The organism is Candidatus Avoscillospira sp. LCP25S3_F1, from assembly GCF_052117125.1.
GTDB lineage: Bacteria > Bacillota > Clostridia > Oscillospirales > Oscillospiraceae > Avoscillospira_A.
Genome location: NZ_JBQKJT010000006.1, coordinates 163,341 through 181,661 on the forward strand (window position 1 = coordinate 163,341; position 18,321 = coordinate 181,661).

The window sequence follows — 18,321 nt, forward strand, 5'->3', positions numbered from 1 at the left end:
AGAATCAACTGTGGTTTACAGAATTTATTCCGAGAAAAAGCCCGGCCTCAGTCCGGAGGCCGCCTCCGTTCTTTCCGATCTTCGGTCCTTCCTGGGCATCGACGCATTGCAGGGCGTCCGGGTCCTCAATCGCTACGACGTGGACCGCATCGAAAAAGACGTCTTCGAGCAGGCCCGGGGCGTGGTGTTTTCCGAGCCGCCTGTGGACGTGACCTATGACGAGACGTTCCCCCTGCCGGAGGGTCCCCACCGCATTCTGGCTGTGGAGGCATTGCCCGGCCAGTTCGACCAGCGGGCCGACTCCTGCGCCCAGTGCATCCAGCTCCTGTCCGGCGCGGCCCGGCCCCTGGTGGCCTATGCCCGGATCTATGTACTGGAGGGCATCCTCTCCGGCGAGGACATAGAGAAGATTTCCAAGTACCTGGTGAACCCCGTGGAGAGCCGTGTGGCCTCCATGGACAAGCCCGAGACATTGGAACGCACCTACGAAACTCCCAGCCAGGTGGCCACGGTTTCCGGCTTTACCGCCATGGACGAAGCGGCTCTGACGGAACTGCTCAACTCCCTGGGCCTGGCCATGGACCTGGATGACCTCACGTTCCTGCAAGCCTACTTCCGGGACGAGGAGCGTCGGGACCCCACCATCACCGAAATCCGCGTGGTGGACACTTACTGGTCCGACCACTGCCGCCACACCACCTTCTCCACCCATCTCGATACCATCGACCTTTCCGATGAAGCCGTGAAAGCCGCCTACCAGCGGTATCTGGATGCCCGCGTGGAGGTCTATGGCGCGGAAAAAGCCGCCGCCCGGCCCCAGACCCTCATGGACATGGCTACCATCGGCACCAAGACCCTCAAAAAGCGCGGTCTCCTGCCGGAGCTGGACGAAAGCGAGGAGATCAACGCCTGCTCCATCCATGTTCCCGCCATGGTAGACGGTAAAGAGCAGGATTGGCTGCTGATGTTCAAGAACGAGACCCACAACCATCCCACGGAGATCGAGCCTTTCGGCGGCGCTGCCACCTGCATTGGCGGCTGCATCCGCGATCCCCTGTCGGGCCGTGCCTATGTCCATCAGGCCATGCGCGTCACCGGCGGCGGCGACCCCCGTGTGTCTTTCAGTGAAACCACCCCCGGCAAGCTGCCCCAGAGAAAAATTGCCCAGACAGCAGCCGCCGGTTACTCCTCCTACGGCAACCAGATCGGCCTGGCTACCGGTCATGTGGCCGAGGTCTACCACCCCGGCTACATCGCCAAGCGGCTCGAGTGCGGCGCGGTGGTGGGCGCGGCTCCCGCCGACCATGTGCGCCGGGAAGTCCCCGCTCCCGGTGATGTGGTCATCCTTCTGGGTGGCCGTACCGGCCGCGACGGCATCGGCGGCGCGACGGGTTCTTCCAAGAGCCACAATATGAAATCTCTGACCACCATGGCCTCCGAGGTCCAGAAGGGCAACGCCCCCGAGGAGCGGAAGCTCCAGCGGCTCTTCCGCAACGGCGACGTCACCCGCCTTATTAAGCGGTGCAACGACTTCGGCGCCGGCGGCGTGTCCGTTGCCATCGGCGAGCTGGCCGACGGCCTGACCATCGATCTCGACGCCGTCCGCAAGAAGTACGACGGCCTGGACGGCACCGAACTGGCCATCTCCGAGAGCCAGGAGCGTATGGCCGTCGTCGTGGCCCCCGAGGACGCCGAGGCCCTCATGGCCGCCGCCCGTATGGAAAATCTGGAAGCCTATCCGGTGGCCACCGTCACCGAACGCCCCCGCATGGTCATGACCTGGAAGGGCAAGACCATCGCCGACCTGAGCCGCGACTTCCTCAACACCAACGGCGCCGTCAAGCATGCCGCCGTGTCCGTAAGCGCCGCCGAGCATAAGGCCCCGGCCCTGCCCTTCTCCAATCTGCGAGACATGGCCGCCAGCCTCCGCTGCGCCTCCCGCCGGGGCCTGACGGAGCGCTTCGACGGCTCCATCGGCGCGGGCTCCGTCCTGATGCCTTTCGGCGGCCAAACCCAGCGGACTCCGGCCCAGGCCATGGCCGCCCTGTTTCCCGTGGAGCCGGGCCAGAAAACGAAGCAAGCCAGCGTCATGGCCTGGGGCTTCGATCCCGACCACATGAGCGCCGACCCCTACGGCGGCGCCAAAGCCAGCGTCTACACCTCTGTCGCCAAGATCGTAGCGGCGGGTGCTGACTATCAGAAAGCCTATCTGACGTTGCAGGAGTTCTTTGAGCGGCTCCGCACCGAGCCCAACCGTTGGGGCAAGCCCTTCGCCGCGCTGCTTGGCGCGCTGGATGCCCAGCTGGAACTGGGCTGCGCCGCCATCGGCGGCAAGGATTCCATGTCCGGCTCCTTCCTGGACCTGGACGTACCGCCCACGCTGATCTCCTTTGCCATTGCCCCCATTGCTTCCAACGAAGTGCTGACCACCGAGTTCAAAGCCGCCGGTCACCCGGTGTATCTGTTCGGAGCCAAGGAACCCAAGGCCGGATGGGAACAGTTCCACGCATTGTGCAAGGCCGGTAAAGTACAGGCCGCCTGGGCCGTTGAAAACGGTCTGGCCGAGGCCGTCACCAAGATGACCTTCGGCAACGGCGTGGGCTTCTCCGGCGAGGGCGTCCACGACTGGTATGGGTCCATGCCCGGCGCCATTGTAGCCGAGCTGACGGAGGACGTGGACGCGACGCTGCTGGGCCACACCACCGACGACGGCCATGTGACCATCGGCTTCGAGCGGGTACCCGTTTCCGAGCTGCTGGCAATCAACGACGGTGTTCTGGAGACGGTCTACCCCACTGTATCCGGCAACGGCGGCAGCGTGGAGCCCATCACCTATACCGCTGCCGCACCCATGGTGGCAAAAACCAAGGTGGCCCGACCCAAGGTGGTCATTCCCGTATTCCCCGGCACCAACTGCGAGTACGACTCCGCCCGGGCCTGCGTGGACGCCGGTCTTAACCCGGAGATCTTCGTGGTCCGCAATCTGACCCAGGAGGACCTGCTGGCCTCCGCCCAAGCCCTGGAGCAGGCCATCCGCAGCGCCCAGATTGTCTTTCTTCCCGGCGGCTTCTCCGGCGGCGACGAGCCGGAAGGCTCCGCCAAGTTCATTGCCTCGTTCCTCAGAAGTCCCCAGCTCCGGGACGCCGTCACCGATCTGTTGGACAACCGCGACGGCCTGATGCTGGGCATCTGCAACGGTTTCCAGGCTCTCATCAAGCTGGGCCTTGTCCCCTATGGTAAAATTGTTCCCATGGACGGCACTTGCCCCACCCTGACCTACAACACCATCGGCCGCCACCAGTCCTCCATCGTCCGCACCCGGGTCTGCACCAACAACTCGCCCTGGCTGCTGGAGGCCCCTGTGGGCGCAATTTACAGCGTGCCCATCTCCCACGGCGAGGGCCGCTTCCTGGCCTCCGACGAGGTCCTGGAGCAGCTGAAACAGCACGGTCAGATCGCCACCCAGTATGTGGATTTGAACGGCAACCCCACCCTGGACACCGCGTTCAACCCCAACGGCTCCCTGTGGGCCATCGAGGGCATCACCAGCCCCGACGGCCGTGTTCTGGGCAAGATGGGCCACAGCGAGCGCGTGGGCGCGGAGCTGTACCGCAATGTTCCCGGCAACTACGATATGGGCCTGTTCCGCAGCGCCGCCCGGTATTTCCGTTGATATTTTAAGGAGGAGTTTCCCATGGCTTTTTACTATTCCGAACCGTCCCGCACCTTCAGTGAGTACCTGCTGATCCCCGGCTACACCGGACCCGACTGCATCCCCGGCAACGTCAGCCTGCAAACCCCTCTGGTCAAATACCGCAAGGGCCAGGAGGTGTGCCCCATCTGCCTGAACATACCGCTGGTCTCCGCCATTATGCAGTCCGTGTCCAACGACACCCTGGCCGTAGCCCTGGCCAAGGAGGGCGGCATGTCCTTTATCTTCGGCTCCCAGTCCATTGAGAGCGAGGCCGCCATGGTGGAAAAGGTCAAAGCCTACAAGGCCGGTTTTGTTGTCAGCGACTCCAACGTAACCCCCGACAACACTCTGGGCGATGTGCTGGCCATGACCCGCCGCAGCGGCCACTCCACCCTGGCCGTCACCGAAGACGGCACCCCCAACGGCAAGCTTCTGGGCGTGGTCACGGGCCGCGACTACCGGGTGTCCCGCATGACTGAGGACATCCCCGTCCGGGACTTCATGACCCCCATTGAGCGGCTTATCACCGCCCCTGCCTCCACCAACCTCAAGGAGGCCAATGACATCATCTGGGAGCACAAGCTCAACTCCCTGCCTATCATCGATGACAACGGTTGCCTTATGTACTTCGTCTTCCGCAAGGACTACGCCGACCACAAGGACCATCCTCTGAGCCTCCAGGACGCCAACAAGCGCTATATGGTGGGCGCCGGCATCAACACCCGCGACTTTACCGAGCGGGTTCCCGCCCTGGTGAAGGCCGGGGCCGATGTGCTGTGTATCGACTCCTCCGAGGGCCACTCCATCTGGCAGAAGCGGACCATTGACTACATTCGGGAGAACTACGGCGACTCCGTCAAGGTGGGCGCGGGCAACGTCGTTGACCGGGAGGGCTTCCTCTATCTGGCCGAGGCCGGAGCCGATTTCGTGAAGGTCGGCATCGGCGGCGGCTCCATCTGCATCACCCGCGAGCAGAAGGGCATCGGCCGCGGCCAGGCCACGGCGCTGATTGAGGTGGCCGCCGCCCGGGACGAGTATTTCCAGGAGACCGGCATCTATGTGCCCATCTGCTCCGACGGCGGCATCGTCCATGACTACCACATGACCCTGGCCCTGGCCATGGGCGCGGACTTCCTGATGCTGGGCCGCTACTTTGCCCGCTTTGACGAAAGCCCCACCAATAAGGTCCTGGTGGACGGCGTCTACCGCAAGGAGTACTGGGGCGAAGGCTCCAACCGCGCCCGCAACTGGCAGCGTTACGACCTGGGCGGCGCGGCCGGTCTCAGCTTTGAGGAGGGCGTGGACTCCTACGTCACCTACGCCGGTTCCCTCCACGACGGTGTGGAAAAGAGTATGTACAAGGTCAAGTCCACCATGTGCAACTGCGGCGCGGTCACCATTCCCCAGCTCCAGCAGGACGCCCGCATTACCCTGGTGTCCGCCACCTCCATCGTCGAGGGCGGCTACCACGACGTGATTTTGAAGAAGTGAAATAGTTTTTTCGGGGGCTCTGCCCCCCAAACCCCCTCGATTTTTTGAAGAAAATCGAGTAAAACTTGCACTGGCCCTGGATTTCTTTAAAATCCAGGGCTAACCTTACAAAAAAGGGGTATGCTCATGAAACCGTTAAAGCAAAAGGTCAGTCTGACCCTGGATGAAGATTTGATCGCCAAGCTGCGGGTGCTGGCTGAGGACTGCGACCGTTCCCTATCTCAGTACATCAATGTAACAGGAGCATGTAGCCAAGCTGAAGCAACAGAAAAAAGCGTAAAAATATCCCGGATGCGATGCATCCGGGATATTTTTGTCATTACCAATCAATCTGCGGTGTCTCCCGCAGGGGCAGGGTGTCGATGGCCAGGCGGGACAGGTCCCGGAACTCCCTGGGGTCCGAGGATTTCCGCAGCTGTTTGGCCAGCTTCTTGTTCTCGTCCAGCAGCAAAATCAGATACCGCCAATGGGCTTTCATACGCAGCATGGCGTTACCGGGTCCGCCGAAGGACACCTCATAGCCGTCGAACAGTTCCTCATTGAACCGCCGCAACTCCTCCCGGGTGATGGGGCCGCCGCCCCGCAGTCTCCGGCCCATGGCCGGGTCAGCCAGAAATCCCCGGCCCGCCATGAATCCGGCGGCGGCGGGATACCGTTCCATGGCAACGCGGCAATCGTCTACGGTTTTCAGATCGCCGTTGCAGATCACCGGGCAGGAACAGCGCTCCAACGCCATTGTAAAACCCTCGGGCCGCACCGGGTGGCGGTACATATCCGTCGTAATGCGGGGGTGGACCGTCAGCTCCGTCATAGGGTAACGGGTCAACAGGTCCAGAACGGGCCCAAATTCCTCCGGCGACTTCATGCCCATGCGGGTCTTGATGGAGATGTCCACCGGGCATTGTGCAAAAATCGTATCAAGAAATTCCTCCAGCTCCGGCAGACGGCCCAGAAAGCCGGAACCTTTCCCCTTGGCCGTCACGGTACCCGAGGGGCAGCCCAGGTTCAGATTGACCTCCTGATAGCCATGGTCGGCCAGGACCCCGGTGGCAAAGAGGAAGTCCACCGCCGATTTGGTCAAAATCTGCGGCACCACCGGCGTATCACCGTTGTACTCCGGCAGAATGTCCCGCCGGACACGGGGCGTGATGGTATGTTCCTGGGTGGGCGACCAGAAGGGCATCCAATAGCGGTCCACGCCGCCGAAAATTTTGTGGTGCAGATTGCGGTAAGCCGCGTCGGTAACGCCCTCCATGGGGGCAAAGTCAAAGCGTTTCATCAATAGCGGCTGATCTCCAGAGAATCATCATCCACGCCCTTTTCGATGGCCCGGATTTCTACATAGTAGCTGTAATCGGCGTTGACCTCCACCTTGACCCGGTCGCCGATCTTGTGGCCCAGCACCGCCTTTCCCACCGGCGACTCCTTGCTGATTAGGCCCTTGAGGGGATTCTGCCGCAGCGTGGTCACCAGCTGAATGACCTCTTCCTCGTCGTCTTCCTCCATATAGATGGTGACTTTGTCAAAAAGGCCCACGGTGTCCTCGTCGGTCACGGTGCCGTCAATGACATGGGCCGTCTTAATCATCCGCTCCAGATAGCGGATGCGGCTGTCATTGCGGCGCTTTTCCTGCTTGGCCGCCTTGTACTCAAAGTTTTCGCTGAGATCGCCGAAGGCCCGGGCGGTCTGAACATCTTCAATGATCTTATGGCGCAGAACATTGGAGCGGTATTCCAGCTCCTCCTTCATCTTCTGAATATCCACCGCCGTCAATTCGTCGTGCATGGTTCAATCCTCCTTGATGGTGCCGCCGCAGAAGCGGATGGCCGCCTTGGCCAGCTCCGCTGTGGGGTCAATAAAGTCGCCGGACAGATTCAACCTCTGCCGGACCAGGGGCAGCTCCGTGCAGCCCAGAATAAAATAGCCCGCCCCCTGCCGTCTCATGCGGTCCAGGGTGTCCAGCAGGGCCGGGGCCATGGGCGTCAAATCCCGGCCCGCCTTGACGCCGTCGTAGATGGCCGTCATCAGCGCGTCCTTTCCCGTCTCGTCTGGCATCAGGCTGGCAACGCCCGCCCGCTCCAAGGCCTGGGAATACATCCCCGTTTCCAGCGTACCACGGGTGGCCAGAATGCCCGCCGTCCGGCCTGGAAACTGCTCCGCACAGGCGTGGGCCGTGGCCTCCAGCATACTGAGAAAGGGCGTGTCCGTCATGGCCTGGAGCCGGGGCAGAAAATAGTGGGCCGTGTTGCAGGGCATCAAAATGCAGTCGGCGCCGCAGGCTTCCAGATGGCGTAAGGCGTCGGCCATCTCCGGCACCGGGTCGGGCCCGCCCCGCAGAATGGCGGCGGTCCGGTCGGGGATGGCGCTGTTGCTGTCGATGTAAACGCGGATGTGTTCATTGTCGCTGTGGGCGTCGGTGAGCAGGACGATCTTACGGAAGAGATCGGCCGTTGCAAGGGGTCCCATGCCGCCCAAAATGCCGATGGTTTTCATGGTGGTGCGCCTCCTGGGTATCATTGCGTATTGCATCATTGTAGCACGATTTGCCTGCCCTGTCCATGGGGGGAAATTCGCCGAAATTCCTTGACATTCGCCGCCTTAGAGGGTACTCTATTACCGTAAAGTTTGTTCCGGCGAACCGCCGGATTTTTCTATTGTAACAGAGGTGATACCATGACATTGGATCAACTGCCCGTAGGGCAGAGCGGTACCATTACGGCCGTGGGCGGCGAAGGCCCCCTGCGCTGCCGTCTATTGGATATGGGACTGATTCCCGGCACCGCCGTGACGGTGCGGAAGGTGGCCCCCATGGGGGACCCCATGGAGCTGCGGCTCCGGGGCTATGAGTTGACGCTCCGCAAGGCCGACGCCGCCAACATCACGGTGGAGCAGAAGGAGGCAGCCCAATGATTTTCGCATTGGTCGGCAATCAGAATTGCGGCAAGACCACCCTGTTCAACCAGCTCACCGGCTCCAATCAGCATGTGGGCAACTTCCCCGGCGTCACCGTGGACCAGAAGGCCGGCGCCGTCCGGGGACAGAAGGATGTGGAGGTGGTGGACCTGCCGGGCATCTACTCCCTGCGGCCCTACACCGCGGAGGAAATCGTGACCCGGGACTTTATCCTCAACCAGAAGCCCGACGGCATCATCAACATTGTGGACGGCACCAACCTGGAACGCAACCTGTACCTGTCCTTACAGCTGCTGGAAATGCGAATTCCCACGGTGCTGGCCCTGAACATGATGGACGAAGTCCGCAGCAACGGCGGCACCATCCACACCAAGGCGCTGGCCGAACGGCTGGGCATTCCGGTCGTTCCCATCAGCGCCGCCAAGAATGAGGGCATCGACGAACTCATTGTCCAGGCCATCAATGTGGCCAAAAAGCGGATTCCTCCGGCCGTAAGCGATTTCTGTGACCCCGGCCCCGTCCACCGCTGTATCCATGCTGTCAGCCATGTGATCGAAGATCACGCCCAGTTGGCGGGCATCTATCCCCGGTTCGCCGCCACCAAGCTCATTGAGGGCGACGAGGACATTCTGCGGCGGCTGGACATCAACACCAACGAGCAGGAACTGATTGAACACAGCATCTGTGAGATGGAGCACGAGCGGGGGTTGGACCGCAACGCGGCCTTGGCCGATATGCGCTACGCCTTTATCGAAAAGGTCTGCCGGGACACGGTGGTTAAATGTCAGGAGAGCCGGGAGCACAAGCGCAGCGAGCGCATTGACAGCGTCTTGACCCATCGAATCTTTGCAATTCCCATTTTCCTTGGGATCATGTTCTTCATTTTCTACATCACCTTCGGTCCCGTGGGCACGTTCCTGTCCGACGGCCTTGCCGCAGGCATCGACGGCCTCATTGCCCTGGCGGATAAGGGACTGACGGCCTATGGCATCAATCCGGTGGTCCACTCTCTGCTCATTGACGGCGTCTTTGCCGGTGTGGGCAGCGTGTTGAGCTTCCTGCCTCTGATTGTGGTGCTCTTTTTCTTCCTGTCCATTCTGGAGGATACGGGCTATATGGCCCGGGTAGCCTTTGTCATGGATAAGCTGCTGCGAAAAATCGGCCTGTCGGGCCGCAGCATCGTCCCCATGCTCATCGGCTTCGGCTGTTCGGTCCCGGCCATTCTGGCCACCCGGACCCTGTCTTCGGAGCGGGACCGGAAAATGACGGTGTTTCTCACACCGTTTATGAGCTGCTCTGCCAAAATCCCCATTTACGCGGTCTTTGTGGCGGCTTTTTTCCAGCATTATCAGGCGCTGGTGATGATCTGTCTCTATGTGGGCGGCATGGCCGTGGGCGTGCTGGTGGCACTGCTGTACAACCACACGGCGTTCCGGGGCAACAGCGTACCCTTTGTCATGGAGCTGCCCAACTACCGATTCCCTTCGGCCAAAAGCGTTGCATTGCTTCTGTGGGAAAAGGCAAGGGACTTTTTGCAGAAGGCCTTCACTGTGATTTTTGTGGCTACCATCGTCATCTGGTTTTTGCAGACCTTTGACACCCGCCTCAATGTGGTGACCGACAGCAGCACCAGTCTGATGGCCGATCTGGGCCGCCTGCTCTCCCCCATCCTGGCGCCTCTGGGCTTCGGTGACTGGCGGATCGCTTCGGCGTTGGTCGTAGGTCTGACGGCCAAAGAGGCGGTGGTCAGCACCCTCAGTGTTCTGACCGGCACCACCCTGGCCACGCTGGCGGACAATTTGAGCGCGTTGTTCACGGTGCATACCGCCATCAGCTTCCTGGCGTTCACACTGCTGTACACCCCCTGTGTGGCCGCTATTGGCGCCGTTCGCAAGGAGCTGAGCCGTCTGGAAGCCTTTCTGTTTGTGGGTATCCAGTGTCTCATTGCCTGGATTGTGGCCTTTGTGGTCTATCAGATTGTGGGGTTGATTCTGTGACGTGGCTGGACTGGCTTCTGGTGGCCCTGGTGGTGGGCTGGCTGCTCTTTGTGCTCATTCGCCGCCCTGGCCGGGGCTGCTGCGGTGGATGCAAAGGCTGTTCCAACACCTGTCACTGTGATAAAAAGAATAAATCATAACCCCTGCGCCGAAGAACTTCGCGGTTCTTCGGCGCTTTTGTGATTTTTACCATATGGTTAGCATATACTAATCATTTAATTTGTAACATGTTCCGATTCTCAGCCTTTTCAAAAAAATCCCTTGTCAATTTCCCAGTAATATGCTATTCTTTACCCGAAAGTTAGCTACAGCAAACTATTCAGCCCGCCGATGCGGGTTCCTGTTTGCCCCGTTGGTTAGATTTACCTAACTATTTAGAAGGAGAAACCGACCGTGAAAGAGCGTACCATCACCCTGGTCCTGGCCTGCTGTCTGGCCGTGGCCTCCGTGCTGTCCCTGTTTGTGGGCGTCATTGACCTAAATCTTTCCTCCCTGCTGGGCGGCGACCTGCATCAGCTGGAGATTTTTCTCATCTCCCGACTGCCCCGGCTGCTGGCCATTCTCTGTACCGGCGTGGGCATGAGCGTGGCGGGCCTGATTATGCAGCAGCTATGTCAGAACAAGTTCGTCTCCCCCACCACCGGCGCCACCATCTCCTCGGCCCAGCTGGGCATCCTCATCGCCCTGCTGTTCCTGCCCGCTTCCACCTTGTGGAGCCGCGCCGTCTTCGCCTTTGTCTTTGCCATCCTGGGGACCTGGGTGTTCGTCTGGTTCATCCAGCGCATTCAGTTCAAGGACGCCGTTATGGTCCCCCTGGTGGGCATCATGTTCGGCAACGTCATCGGCGGCATCACCAGTTACCTGTCCTATCAGTTTGAAATGACCCAGGCCCTTTCCTCCTGGCTGGTGGGCCACTTCTCTCTGGTCCTCAAGGGCCGCTATGAGATCGTCTGGCTGGTGGCGCCCCTGGTGGTCCTGGCCTTTGTCTTCGCCAACCACTTCAATATTGTCGGCATGGGCAAGGACTTTTCCCGCAACCTGGGCGTCCCCTACAACGTGATTCTGTTCCTGGGCCTGTCCATTGCCGCCATGATCACCGCTTCCATTGTGGTAGTGGTGGGCTCCATCTCCTATGTGGGCCTGATTGTCCCCAATGTGGTCACCATGTTCAAAGGCGACAAGCTGCGGGGCACTTTGACGGATACGGCCCTGTTCGGCGCGCTGTTCGTTCTGGTCTGCGACATGATCGGCCGGGTCGTCATTTTCCCCTACGAGCTGCCCATCGAACTGATTGTCGGCATTTTGGGCAGTCTGATTTTTGTGGGACTGCTGTTCTATCGGCTCCGGGGCAAAAAAACCGTCCGTCTCGCTGTACAGAAAGGAGGCTGCTGCTCTTGAATGGCATTGCTGTCCGCTCCAACCGCCGCAAACTGTTTTTCATGGCGGCCCTGACGGTCCTCTGTGCCGTGGGTTATCTGGTGGTGGAGGTCAACTTCTCCAATCCCAATCTGGTGCGCTACGCCATGAAGCTGCGGGCTCCGAAGCTGTTGGCCATGGTGATTACGGCCTTTGCCATCGGCGGCGCGTCCCTGGTGTTTCAGTCCATCATCAACAACACCATTGTCACCCCGTGCCTGCTGGGTATGAATTCCCTCTATACGCTGATTCATACGGCGGTGGTGTTCTTCATTGGCTCCGGCAGCGCCCTGGCCGTCAACGCCAATCTGGCCTTTGCCGTGGATGTGGTCCTCATGGGCATTGTAGCCACGCTTCTCTATAGCTATCTGTTCCGAAAAACCAACCACAACGTCCTCTATGTGCTTTTGGTGGGTACGGTGCTGACGTCCTTTTTCGGCAGCATCCAAACCACCCTGACCCGGGTCATGGACCCCAACGAGTACGACACGCTGCTGACGTCTCTGGTGGCCGGATTCAACAACATCAACAATGAAATCATCGTCTTTTCAGTGATTCTGCTGGGCGCCATCGTCTTTTTCCTGCGAAAGGAGTTGGCCCTGCTGGATGTGTTGACCCTGGGCAAAGCCCAGGCCATCAACCTGGGCGTCGATTACGACCGGTGCATCCGCCGTCTACTGCTGGGTGTGACGCTGGCCATCGCCGTGGCTACGGCTCTGGTGGGTCCCATCTCCTTTCTGGGGCTGATCATCGCCAACCTGTCCCGGCAGCTGCTGCGGACCTACCGCCACAGCCAGCTGGTTTTAGGCTCCGTGCTCTTCGGCACCATTGTCCTGCTGGGCGGCCAGCTGATTGTCGAACACCTCTATACCTATACGGTCCCCGTCAGCGTCTTTATCACCGTAGGCGGCGGCCTGTACTTCCTCTATCTGCTGCTCTCGAGAAAGAAGGTCTGATATGCTGCAAATCAAAAATCTCTCCAAACAGTACGACGGTAAGACTGTCGTCAACGACGTCTCCTTTCACATTCCCAAGGGTAAAGTCATCTCCATGATCGGTCCCAACGGCGCGGGGAAATCCACCGTCATGGGCATTCTCTCCCGGCTCATCGCCCGGGACAGCGGTCTGGTGGAGTTCGCCGGCAAAGACATCAGTCAATGGAAGAGCAAGGAACTGTCGAAACGGCTGGCCATCCTGACCCAGAGCAACAATATTCAAATGAAGCTGACGGTGCGGGAACTGGTGACCTTCGGCCGGTTCCCCTACTCCGGGGGCCGCACCACGCCGGAGGACCAGGAGATCATCGACCGGGCCATTGCCTATATGGAGCTGGAGGACTTCCAGGACCGGTTCATCGATGAGCTGTCCGGCGGCCAGCGTCAGCGGGCCATGATCGCCATGGTCATCGCCCAGGATACGGAGTATGTGCTGCTGGACGAACCCACCAACAACCTCGATATCTACCACGCCACCAATATGATGAAGATTGTCCGCCGTCTCTGCGATGAACTGGGCAAAACGGTCATTCTGGTCCTCCATGAGATCAACTACGCCGCCTTCTACTCCGACTACATCTGCGCGTTCAAGGACGGTCGCATTGCCAAATTCGGCACTGTGGAGGAAGTGATGACCAAGGAAACCCTTTCGGAGATTTACAACGTGGATTTCGAGATTATGACCATCCAGAATCGCCCGTTGTCCATCTATTATTAACCAATTTTTCAGTACTTTTTGTAAAAAGGAGAACCCCAAATGAAGAAACTGCTTGCACTGACCGCCGCACTAACACTGGCCCTGGGCCTGACGGCCTGCGCCGCTGCCGACACCGCCGCTCCCGGCACTGCCGCCGGTACCGCCGCCACGGAAACAACTGCTGCCTTTCCGGAGACCGTCTCCGTATCCTCCCTCAACGCCAGCAAGGAGACCATCTCGGTAGAAGTCCCATACAATGCCCAGCGCATTGCCGTCCTGGACATGGCTTCCCTGGACATCCTCGATGCCCTGGGCGTGGGAGACCGGGTGGTAGGCTCCGCCAAAACCACCCTTGCCTATCTTCAGGACTATAGGACTGAGGATGTGGCCCAGCTGGGTACCATCAAGGAGGCCGATCTGGAAGCCGTCATGGCCTGCGAACCCGATGTGATTTTCATTGGCGGCCGTCTGGCCGAGTCCTACGACGCGCTCAGTGAGATTGCGCCGGTGGTCTATCTTGCCGTGGACACGGACCTGGGCGTGGTGGAAAGCGTTCGGCAGAACGCCACCAACGTGGCCAGCATCTTCGGTCTGAACGCCAAGGTGGACGAGCTGATGGCGGGCTTTGACAGCCGCATTGCGGCCCTGGCTGACGCCGCCGAGGGCAAGACGGCCATTGTGGGTCTGGTGACCAGCGGCGGCTTCAATATTCTGGGCAACGACGGCCGGTGCTCCATGGTGGGCCGGGAAATCGGCTTTGAAAACGTCGGTATTGACGCTGAAGCCGCCACCTCTACCCACGGCAACGAGTCCTCCTTTGAATTTGTCGTGGAGAAGGACCCGGACTACATGGTTGTTCTGGACCGGGACGCCGCCATTGCCACCGAGGGCGCCAAGCTGGCCCAGGAGGTGGTGGAGAATGAATTGGTGAAGGGTACCCGCGTCTATACCGACGGCCATATAATCTATCTGGCCAATCCTGCCGTGTGGTATACCGCCGAGGGCGGCATCACCGCGCTGGATCTCATGCTCCAGGATTTGGAGACGCCCCTTTTGGCACAATCATAATAAAAATGACCCGAATGCAGCGGCATTCGGGTCATTTTTATGGTTCCATGGCCGTCAAAACCGACGATGCCAGCAGTGCCGCCCCCAGGGGCAATGCATCGTCGTCGGTGCGGAATCGGGCGTTATGCCACGCCGCGTTGGTCTGATTGGGATAACCGGTACCGATCCAATAGAAGAACGCCGGGACCGTCTGGCCCAGAACGGCGAAATCCTCAGAACCCATATCGCCGCGGGGGCTGACAATGTGTTCCGGCCCCACCACGGCCTCCGCCGCTTTGCGGGCCAGAGCCGTCATCTCCGGGCCGTTGTACGTCACCGGCACCTGGGGCGCAAACCGCAGTTCCCATTGACAGCCGTAGGTTTCCGCAATGCCTTGGACCACCTGCTGCAATCGCTTTTCCGTGGCCGCCATGACAGCGTCGGAGTGGGCGCGGATGTCGCCGCTCATGGACAGCGTCTCCGGCACGAAGTTTTCCGGTGTTCCGGCGTGGATGGAAAACACAGCGCAGACCAGAGGCTCCAAAGGGTCTGTGTTGCGGCTGACCACTGTCTGAATGGCGTTGACAATGGCCGCGCCGCAGGTGATCACATCCACGCACTTGTGGGGGGAACCGCAATGGCCCGTGACGCCGGTGAGATCAATGAAAAAGTGGGTTTTGCCCGCCATGATGCCGCCGGGGACCACAGCCACATCGCCGCAGGCAATCTCCGGCCGGGTGTGGAGTCCAAAGAGGAATTTTGGCGTTTGGGGCAGTTTTTCCCATAAGCCGTGGGCAATCATGGCCTTGGCACCCTTGGTGACCTCCTCCGCCGGTTGGAACAGGAAGACCACATTCCCCGCCAGGTCCTCCCGCCGCTCCGACAGGAGCCGGGCGGCGCCCAGGAGACAGGTGGTGTGGAAATCGTGGCCGCAGGCGTGCATGACGCCGGGGGTCTCCGACACCACGCCGTTGTCCGCCGGTTCCTGCTGGGCGATGGCATCCATATCGGCCCGCAAGGCCACCGTGGGACCGGAACGGCCGCCTTGTAAATAGCCCACTACACCGGTTTCCATGCCCAAATCAAGGATGGAAATGGACAAGGATTCCAGCCGCTTTCGGACCAGGTCCGTGGTCCGCCGCTCCTGAAAGGACAACTCCGGGTGGCGATGGAGATCGTCCTTGATGGCTTTGAGCATGGGGGCCAGTTCCTTGGCCCTGCTGCGCAGTTCATTCATAGTCATCGCCGTCTTTCTGATCAGTTTGTTATTACCATACCGCCGCCGCTTCCATTTTGCAAGGGGCAGCGAAAAAAACACGGATGCCCCGGCGGGACATCCGCGTTTTGACCATTACCGGCGTTTGTGGTCGGTCAACAGCTTATAGAGTTGAATGACCACTGTAGGAGCCAATGCCAGCAGCACAACCTTACCCAGCTGAGCCGTGCCAAAGCCGGGCGCGACCATAAAGAGGCCGGTGAGGCCGGGGACAAACAGCACCAGACCCAGCAGCACCACGCCCGCGAAGAAGGCCAGAATGGAAGCGGGATTGGTGGTGAGCTTCAGGCGGAACAGGGATTCCGCGCCGCGGCAGTTGAAACCATGGAACAGCCGGGCCAATGTCAGGGTGGCGAAGGCCATAGTGGAGGCCATGGCGGCGTCCTTGGCCGGACCGTAGCCCAGGTAGAAAGCGGTCATGGTGGCGATGGCAATGAGCAACCCCTGCACACCGATGCGGCTCAGGAGCGATCGGTTGAGGATGGGCTCCTTGGGGTCTCTGGGCTTCTGGTTCAGCAGGCCCCGGCGGGCGGGCTCCATGCCGATGGCGATGGCGGGCAGGGAGTCGGTCAACAGGTTGATGAACAGCAGATGCACCGGCTCAAAGGGCACCGGCAGCGCCATAATGGAGGCGTACAGGACGCAGAAAATACCGGCGGTATTGCCCGAGAGCAGAAACAGAATGGCGTTTTTAATATTGGCGTAGACGCTGCGGCCGTTGACCACGGCCTTGACGATGGTGGCGAAATTATCGTCGGCCAGAATCATGGAAGCGGCGTCCTTGGAGACCTCCGTGCCGGTGATACCCATGGCCACGCCGATGTCGGCCTTCTTGAGCGCCGGGGCGTCGTTGACGCCGTCGCCGGTCATGGAGACAATGTTCCCCTTGCGCTGCCAGGCGTTGACAATGCGGATTTTATGCTCCGGCGACACCCGGGCATAGACGGATATTTTCTCCAGCCGCTGGTCCAGTTCCGCGTCGGTCATGTTGTCCAGCTCCATGCCGGCCAGGGCCTCGTCGCCGTCGCGGAAAATGCCCAGCTGGCGGGCGATAGCCGTGGCCGTCACCTTGTGGTCGCCGGTGATCATGATGGTGCGGATGCCGCCCTGCTTGGCGTCGGCCACAGCCTGGATAGCCTCGGGCCGGGGCGGGTCGATCATGGAGATCAGGCCGATGAACGTAAAGTCGTTCTCATCCTCCAGCGTCAGGGGCCGGACGCTGTCCAATTCCCGGTAGGCGAAGGCCAGGACCCGCAATCCCTCTGTGGACAGCTCCATGTTGACCCGGGCAATCTCCTCCTTGCGCTCCGGCGTCAGTTCCACCTTACCCGCGCTGGTCAGCAGCCATTGGGAACGGCTCAGCAGCACATCCATGGCGCCCTTGGTGAACAGGGTGGGCGTCCCGTCGATGTCGTGGAGAGTGCTCATGAGCTTCCGATCCGAATCGAAGGCCAATTCACCCAGTCTCGGGTGCTGAGCCCGGTAGTCCTCCTCCACCACGCCGAATTGCTCGCCCAGCATGACCAGGGCCACCTCAGTGGGGTCGCCGATGGATGTGCCGTTTTCCTCGTCGTTGGTGGCGTCACTGGCCAGCAGCGCCGCTTTCAACAGCAATCTCTGGACGTCGTTGGCCAATTTCAGGTCGTTACCCTCCAGCAGCGCGCCGTCGGCGTAGACCTTCTGAGGAGTCATTTTGTTCTGGGTCAGGGTGCCGGTCTTGTCGGAACAGATCACGGATACGCTGCCCAAACTTTCCACGGCTTTCAAATCCTTGATAATGGCGTTCTGCCGGGCCATTTTCTGAGTACCCATGGCCAGAACGATGGTGACGATGGAGGAAAGGGCCTCGGGAATGGCGGCCACGGCCAGGGCCACGGCGAACATCAGGGAGTCGAGAATGCTCATTCCCGTGCGGAACACCGACAGGGCGAACACCAGGGCGGAAATGATCAGAATGACCACGGCCAGCTTGGCGCTGAAGCTGTCCAGGCTCTGCTGCAAGGGGGTCTTGCGCTGCTGGGTCTGATTCATAAGGGCGGCGATTTTGCCCAGCTCCGTGTGCATACCGGTGCCGGTGACCAGCACCGTGGCCCGGCCATAGGTGACCAGGGAACCGGAAAATACCATGTTTTTCTGGTCGCCCAGGGCTACCTGTCCGGCGTCGATGGCGTCGGCGGTCTTGTCCACGCCCTCGCTTTCACCGGTCAGAGAGCTTTCGTTGACCTTGAGAGAGAAATTCTCCAGAATGCGGCCGTCGGCCACCACCATGTCGCCGGTCTCCAGCAGCACGACGTCGCCGGGAACCACCTCCGCCGAGGGGATTTCCATGCGTTTGCCGTCCCGCAGGACCTTGGTGGTGGGAGACGACATGGCCTTGAGGCTCTCCAGGGATTTTTCCGCCTTCCAATACTGGACGGTGCCCAGAACGGCGTTGAGGATCAGGACCGCAAAAATGACGATGGTGCTTTCCATGTTGCCGGAGGCGGCGGAGATGCAGGCCGCTACTATGAGAATGAGCACCAACAGGTCCTTGAATTGCTCGAAGAACACTCGGACCATGCTCTTTTTCTCGCCTTCGGATAGCTTGTTGGGCCCGTATTGCCGGGCACGTTGGGCCGCCTCCTGGGAGGTGAGCCCGTTGGCGTTGGACTGCTGGCTGTTGAGCGCCTGCTGCGCCGTTTGTCTGTAATAGGGTTCGGCCATAGGGATGCTTCCTTTCTTGCTTTTTATGGTGTTGAATGGACGGTAGAAAAAAGAAAAAGACTCTTCGACAACCGTTTTCCTGTGTGCATAGG

14 protein-coding genes are annotated in these 18,321 nt (G+C 60.3%); 9 read left to right on the forward strand and 5 right to left on the reverse strand.

The genetic code is table 11. The features are described from left to right. Nucleotides 1-10 precede the first annotated feature (10 nt). Nucleotides 11-3,673, forward strand: coding sequence for a phosphoribosylformylglycinamidine synthase (locus ACTQ33_RS07280; RefSeq protein ID WP_441463459.1), 3,663 nt, complete (start codon nucleotides 11-13; stop codon nucleotides 3,671-3,673). A gap of 21 nt (nucleotides 3,674-3,694) precedes the next feature. Then, nucleotides 3,695-5,185, forward strand: coding sequence for an IMP dehydrogenase (locus ACTQ33_RS07285; RefSeq protein WP_441463460.1), 1,491 nt, complete (start codon nucleotides 3,695-3,697; stop codon nucleotides 5,183-5,185). 319 nt (nucleotides 5,186-5,504) lie between these two features. Here the strand turns inward: ACTQ33_RS07285 and ACTQ33_RS07290 are convergent, their stop codons facing one another. From ACTQ33_RS07290 to ACTQ33_RS07300, 3 genes are read right to left on the reverse strand one after another with little or no spacing between them, the layout of a single operon-like run. Continuing rightward, nucleotides 5,505-6,464 (reverse strand): tRNA dihydrouridine synthase, encoded by a 960-nt coding sequence (locus tag ACTQ33_RS07290; protein WP_441463462.1) that lies wholly within the window; start codon nucleotides 6,462-6,464, stop codon nucleotides 5,505-5,507. Further along, complete coding sequence (locus tag ACTQ33_RS07295) at nucleotides 6,464-6,970, reverse strand: GreA/GreB family elongation factor (RefSeq protein ID WP_441463464.1); 507 nt, start codon at nucleotides 6,968-6,970, stop codon at nucleotides 6,464-6,466. The genes ACTQ33_RS07290 and ACTQ33_RS07295 overlap by 1 nt, the downstream gene beginning before the upstream one ends. A 3-nt stretch (nucleotides 6,971-6,973) precedes the next feature. After that, entirely contained in the window at nucleotides 6,974-7,678 is a 705-nt protein-coding gene (locus ACTQ33_RS07300) for an aspartate/glutamate racemase family protein (protein ID WP_441463466.1), read from the reverse strand. Between the two features lie 180 nt (nucleotides 7,679-7,858). Here ACTQ33_RS07300 and ACTQ33_RS07305 point away from each other — a divergent pair, with 180 nt between their 5' ends. The 7 genes from ACTQ33_RS07305 to ACTQ33_RS07335 all read left to right on the forward strand — a co-directional run bounded on the left by ACTQ33_RS07305 (nucleotide 7,859) and on the right by ACTQ33_RS07335 (nucleotide 14,271). Next, on the forward strand, nucleotides 7,859-8,095 hold the full coding sequence (locus ACTQ33_RS07305; protein ID WP_441463468.1) for a FeoA family protein: 237 nt from the start codon (nucleotides 7,859-7,861) through the stop codon (nucleotides 8,093-8,095). Then, nucleotides 8,092-10,095, forward strand: a complete 2,004-nt coding sequence (feoB, locus tag ACTQ33_RS07310; RefSeq protein ID WP_441463470.1) for a ferrous iron transport protein B — start codon at nucleotides 8,092-8,094, stop codon at nucleotides 10,093-10,095. The genes ACTQ33_RS07305 and feoB overlap by 4 nt, the downstream gene beginning before the upstream one ends. After that, nucleotides 10,092-10,235, forward strand: a complete 144-nt coding sequence (locus ACTQ33_RS07315) for a FeoB-associated Cys-rich membrane protein (RefSeq protein WP_441463472.1) — start codon at nucleotides 10,092-10,094, stop codon at nucleotides 10,233-10,235. The genes feoB and ACTQ33_RS07315 overlap by 4 nt, the downstream gene beginning before the upstream one ends. 253 nt (nucleotides 10,236-10,488) lie before the next feature. Continuing rightward, nucleotides 10,489-11,493, forward strand: a complete 1,005-nt coding sequence (locus ACTQ33_RS07320; protein ID WP_441463474.1) for an ABC transporter permease — start codon at nucleotides 10,489-10,491, stop codon at nucleotides 11,491-11,493. Then, nucleotides 11,490-12,467: an iron chelate uptake ABC transporter family permease subunit gene (locus ACTQ33_RS07325; protein WP_441463476.1), complete on the forward strand. Its 978-nt coding sequence runs from the start codon at nucleotides 11,490-11,492 to the stop codon at nucleotides 12,465-12,467. Before ACTQ33_RS07320 ends, ACTQ33_RS07325 begins: the two co-directional genes overlap by 4 nt. A 1-nt stretch (nucleotide 12,468) precedes the next feature. Then, nucleotides 12,469-13,224, forward strand: coding sequence for an iron ABC transporter ATP-binding protein (locus ACTQ33_RS07330; protein WP_441463478.1), 756 nt, complete (start codon nucleotides 12,469-12,471; stop codon nucleotides 13,222-13,224). Nucleotides 13,225-13,263: 39 nt separating this feature from the next. Next, nucleotides 13,264-14,271 carry a siderophore ABC transporter substrate-binding protein gene (locus ACTQ33_RS07335; protein WP_441463480.1) on the forward strand — a complete coding sequence of 336 codons (1,008 nt, stop codon included), beginning with the start codon at nucleotides 13,264-13,266 and terminating at the stop codon, nucleotides 14,269-14,271. A gap of 37 nt (nucleotides 14,272-14,308) precedes the next feature. On the opposite strand, the gene ACTQ33_RS07340 is transcribed toward ACTQ33_RS07335, so the two are convergent. After that, nucleotides 14,309-15,487 carry a M20 family metallopeptidase gene (locus ACTQ33_RS07340; RefSeq protein ID WP_441463482.1) on the reverse strand — a complete coding sequence of 393 codons (1,179 nt, stop codon included), beginning with the start codon at nucleotides 15,485-15,487 and terminating at the stop codon, nucleotides 14,309-14,311. A 114-nt stretch (nucleotides 15,488-15,601) separates the two neighbouring features. Continuing rightward, nucleotides 15,602-18,229, reverse strand: a complete 2,628-nt coding sequence (locus tag ACTQ33_RS07345; protein WP_441463484.1) for a cation-translocating P-type ATPase — start codon at nucleotides 18,227-18,229, stop codon at nucleotides 15,602-15,604. Nucleotides 18,230-18,321 lie beyond the last annotated feature (92 nt).

Excerpts from the sequence above, each read along its gene's own strand:
- feoB (WP_441463470.1), top strand. The coding sequence starts at position 8,092 with ATGATTTTCGCATTGGTCGGCAATCAGAATTGCGGCAAGACCACCCTG.
- ACTQ33_RS07340 (WP_441463482.1), bottom strand. The coding sequence starts at position 15,487 with ATGAATGAACTGCGCAGCAGGGCCAAGGAACTGGCCCCCATGCTCAAA.
- ACTQ33_RS07305 (WP_441463468.1), top strand. The coding sequence starts at position 7,859 with ATGACATTGGATCAACTGCCCGTAGGGCAGAGCGGTACCATTACGGCC.
- ACTQ33_RS07300 (WP_441463466.1), bottom strand. The coding sequence starts at position 7,678 with ATGAAAACCATCGGCATTTTGGGCGGCATGGGACCCCTTGCAACGGCC.
- ACTQ33_RS07295 (WP_441463464.1), bottom strand. The coding sequence starts at position 6,970 with ATGCACGACGAATTGACGGCGGTGGATATTCAGAAGATGAAGGAGGAG.
- ACTQ33_RS07290 (WP_441463462.1), bottom strand. The coding sequence starts at position 6,464 with ATGAAACGCTTTGACTTTGCCCCCATGGAGGGCGTTACCGACGCGGCT.
- ACTQ33_RS07345 (WP_441463484.1), bottom strand. The coding sequence starts at position 18,229 with ATGGCCGAACCCTATTACAGACAAACGGCGCAGCAGGCGCTCAACAGC.
- ACTQ33_RS07285 (WP_441463460.1), top strand. The coding sequence starts at position 3,695 with ATGGCTTTTTACTATTCCGAACCGTCCCGCACCTTCAGTGAGTACCTG.
- ACTQ33_RS07335 (WP_441463480.1), top strand. The coding sequence starts at position 13,264 with ATGAAGAAACTGCTTGCACTGACCGCCGCACTAACACTGGCCCTGGGC.
- ACTQ33_RS07330 (WP_441463478.1), top strand. The coding sequence starts at position 12,469 with ATGCTGCAAATCAAAAATCTCTCCAAACAGTACGACGGTAAGACTGTC.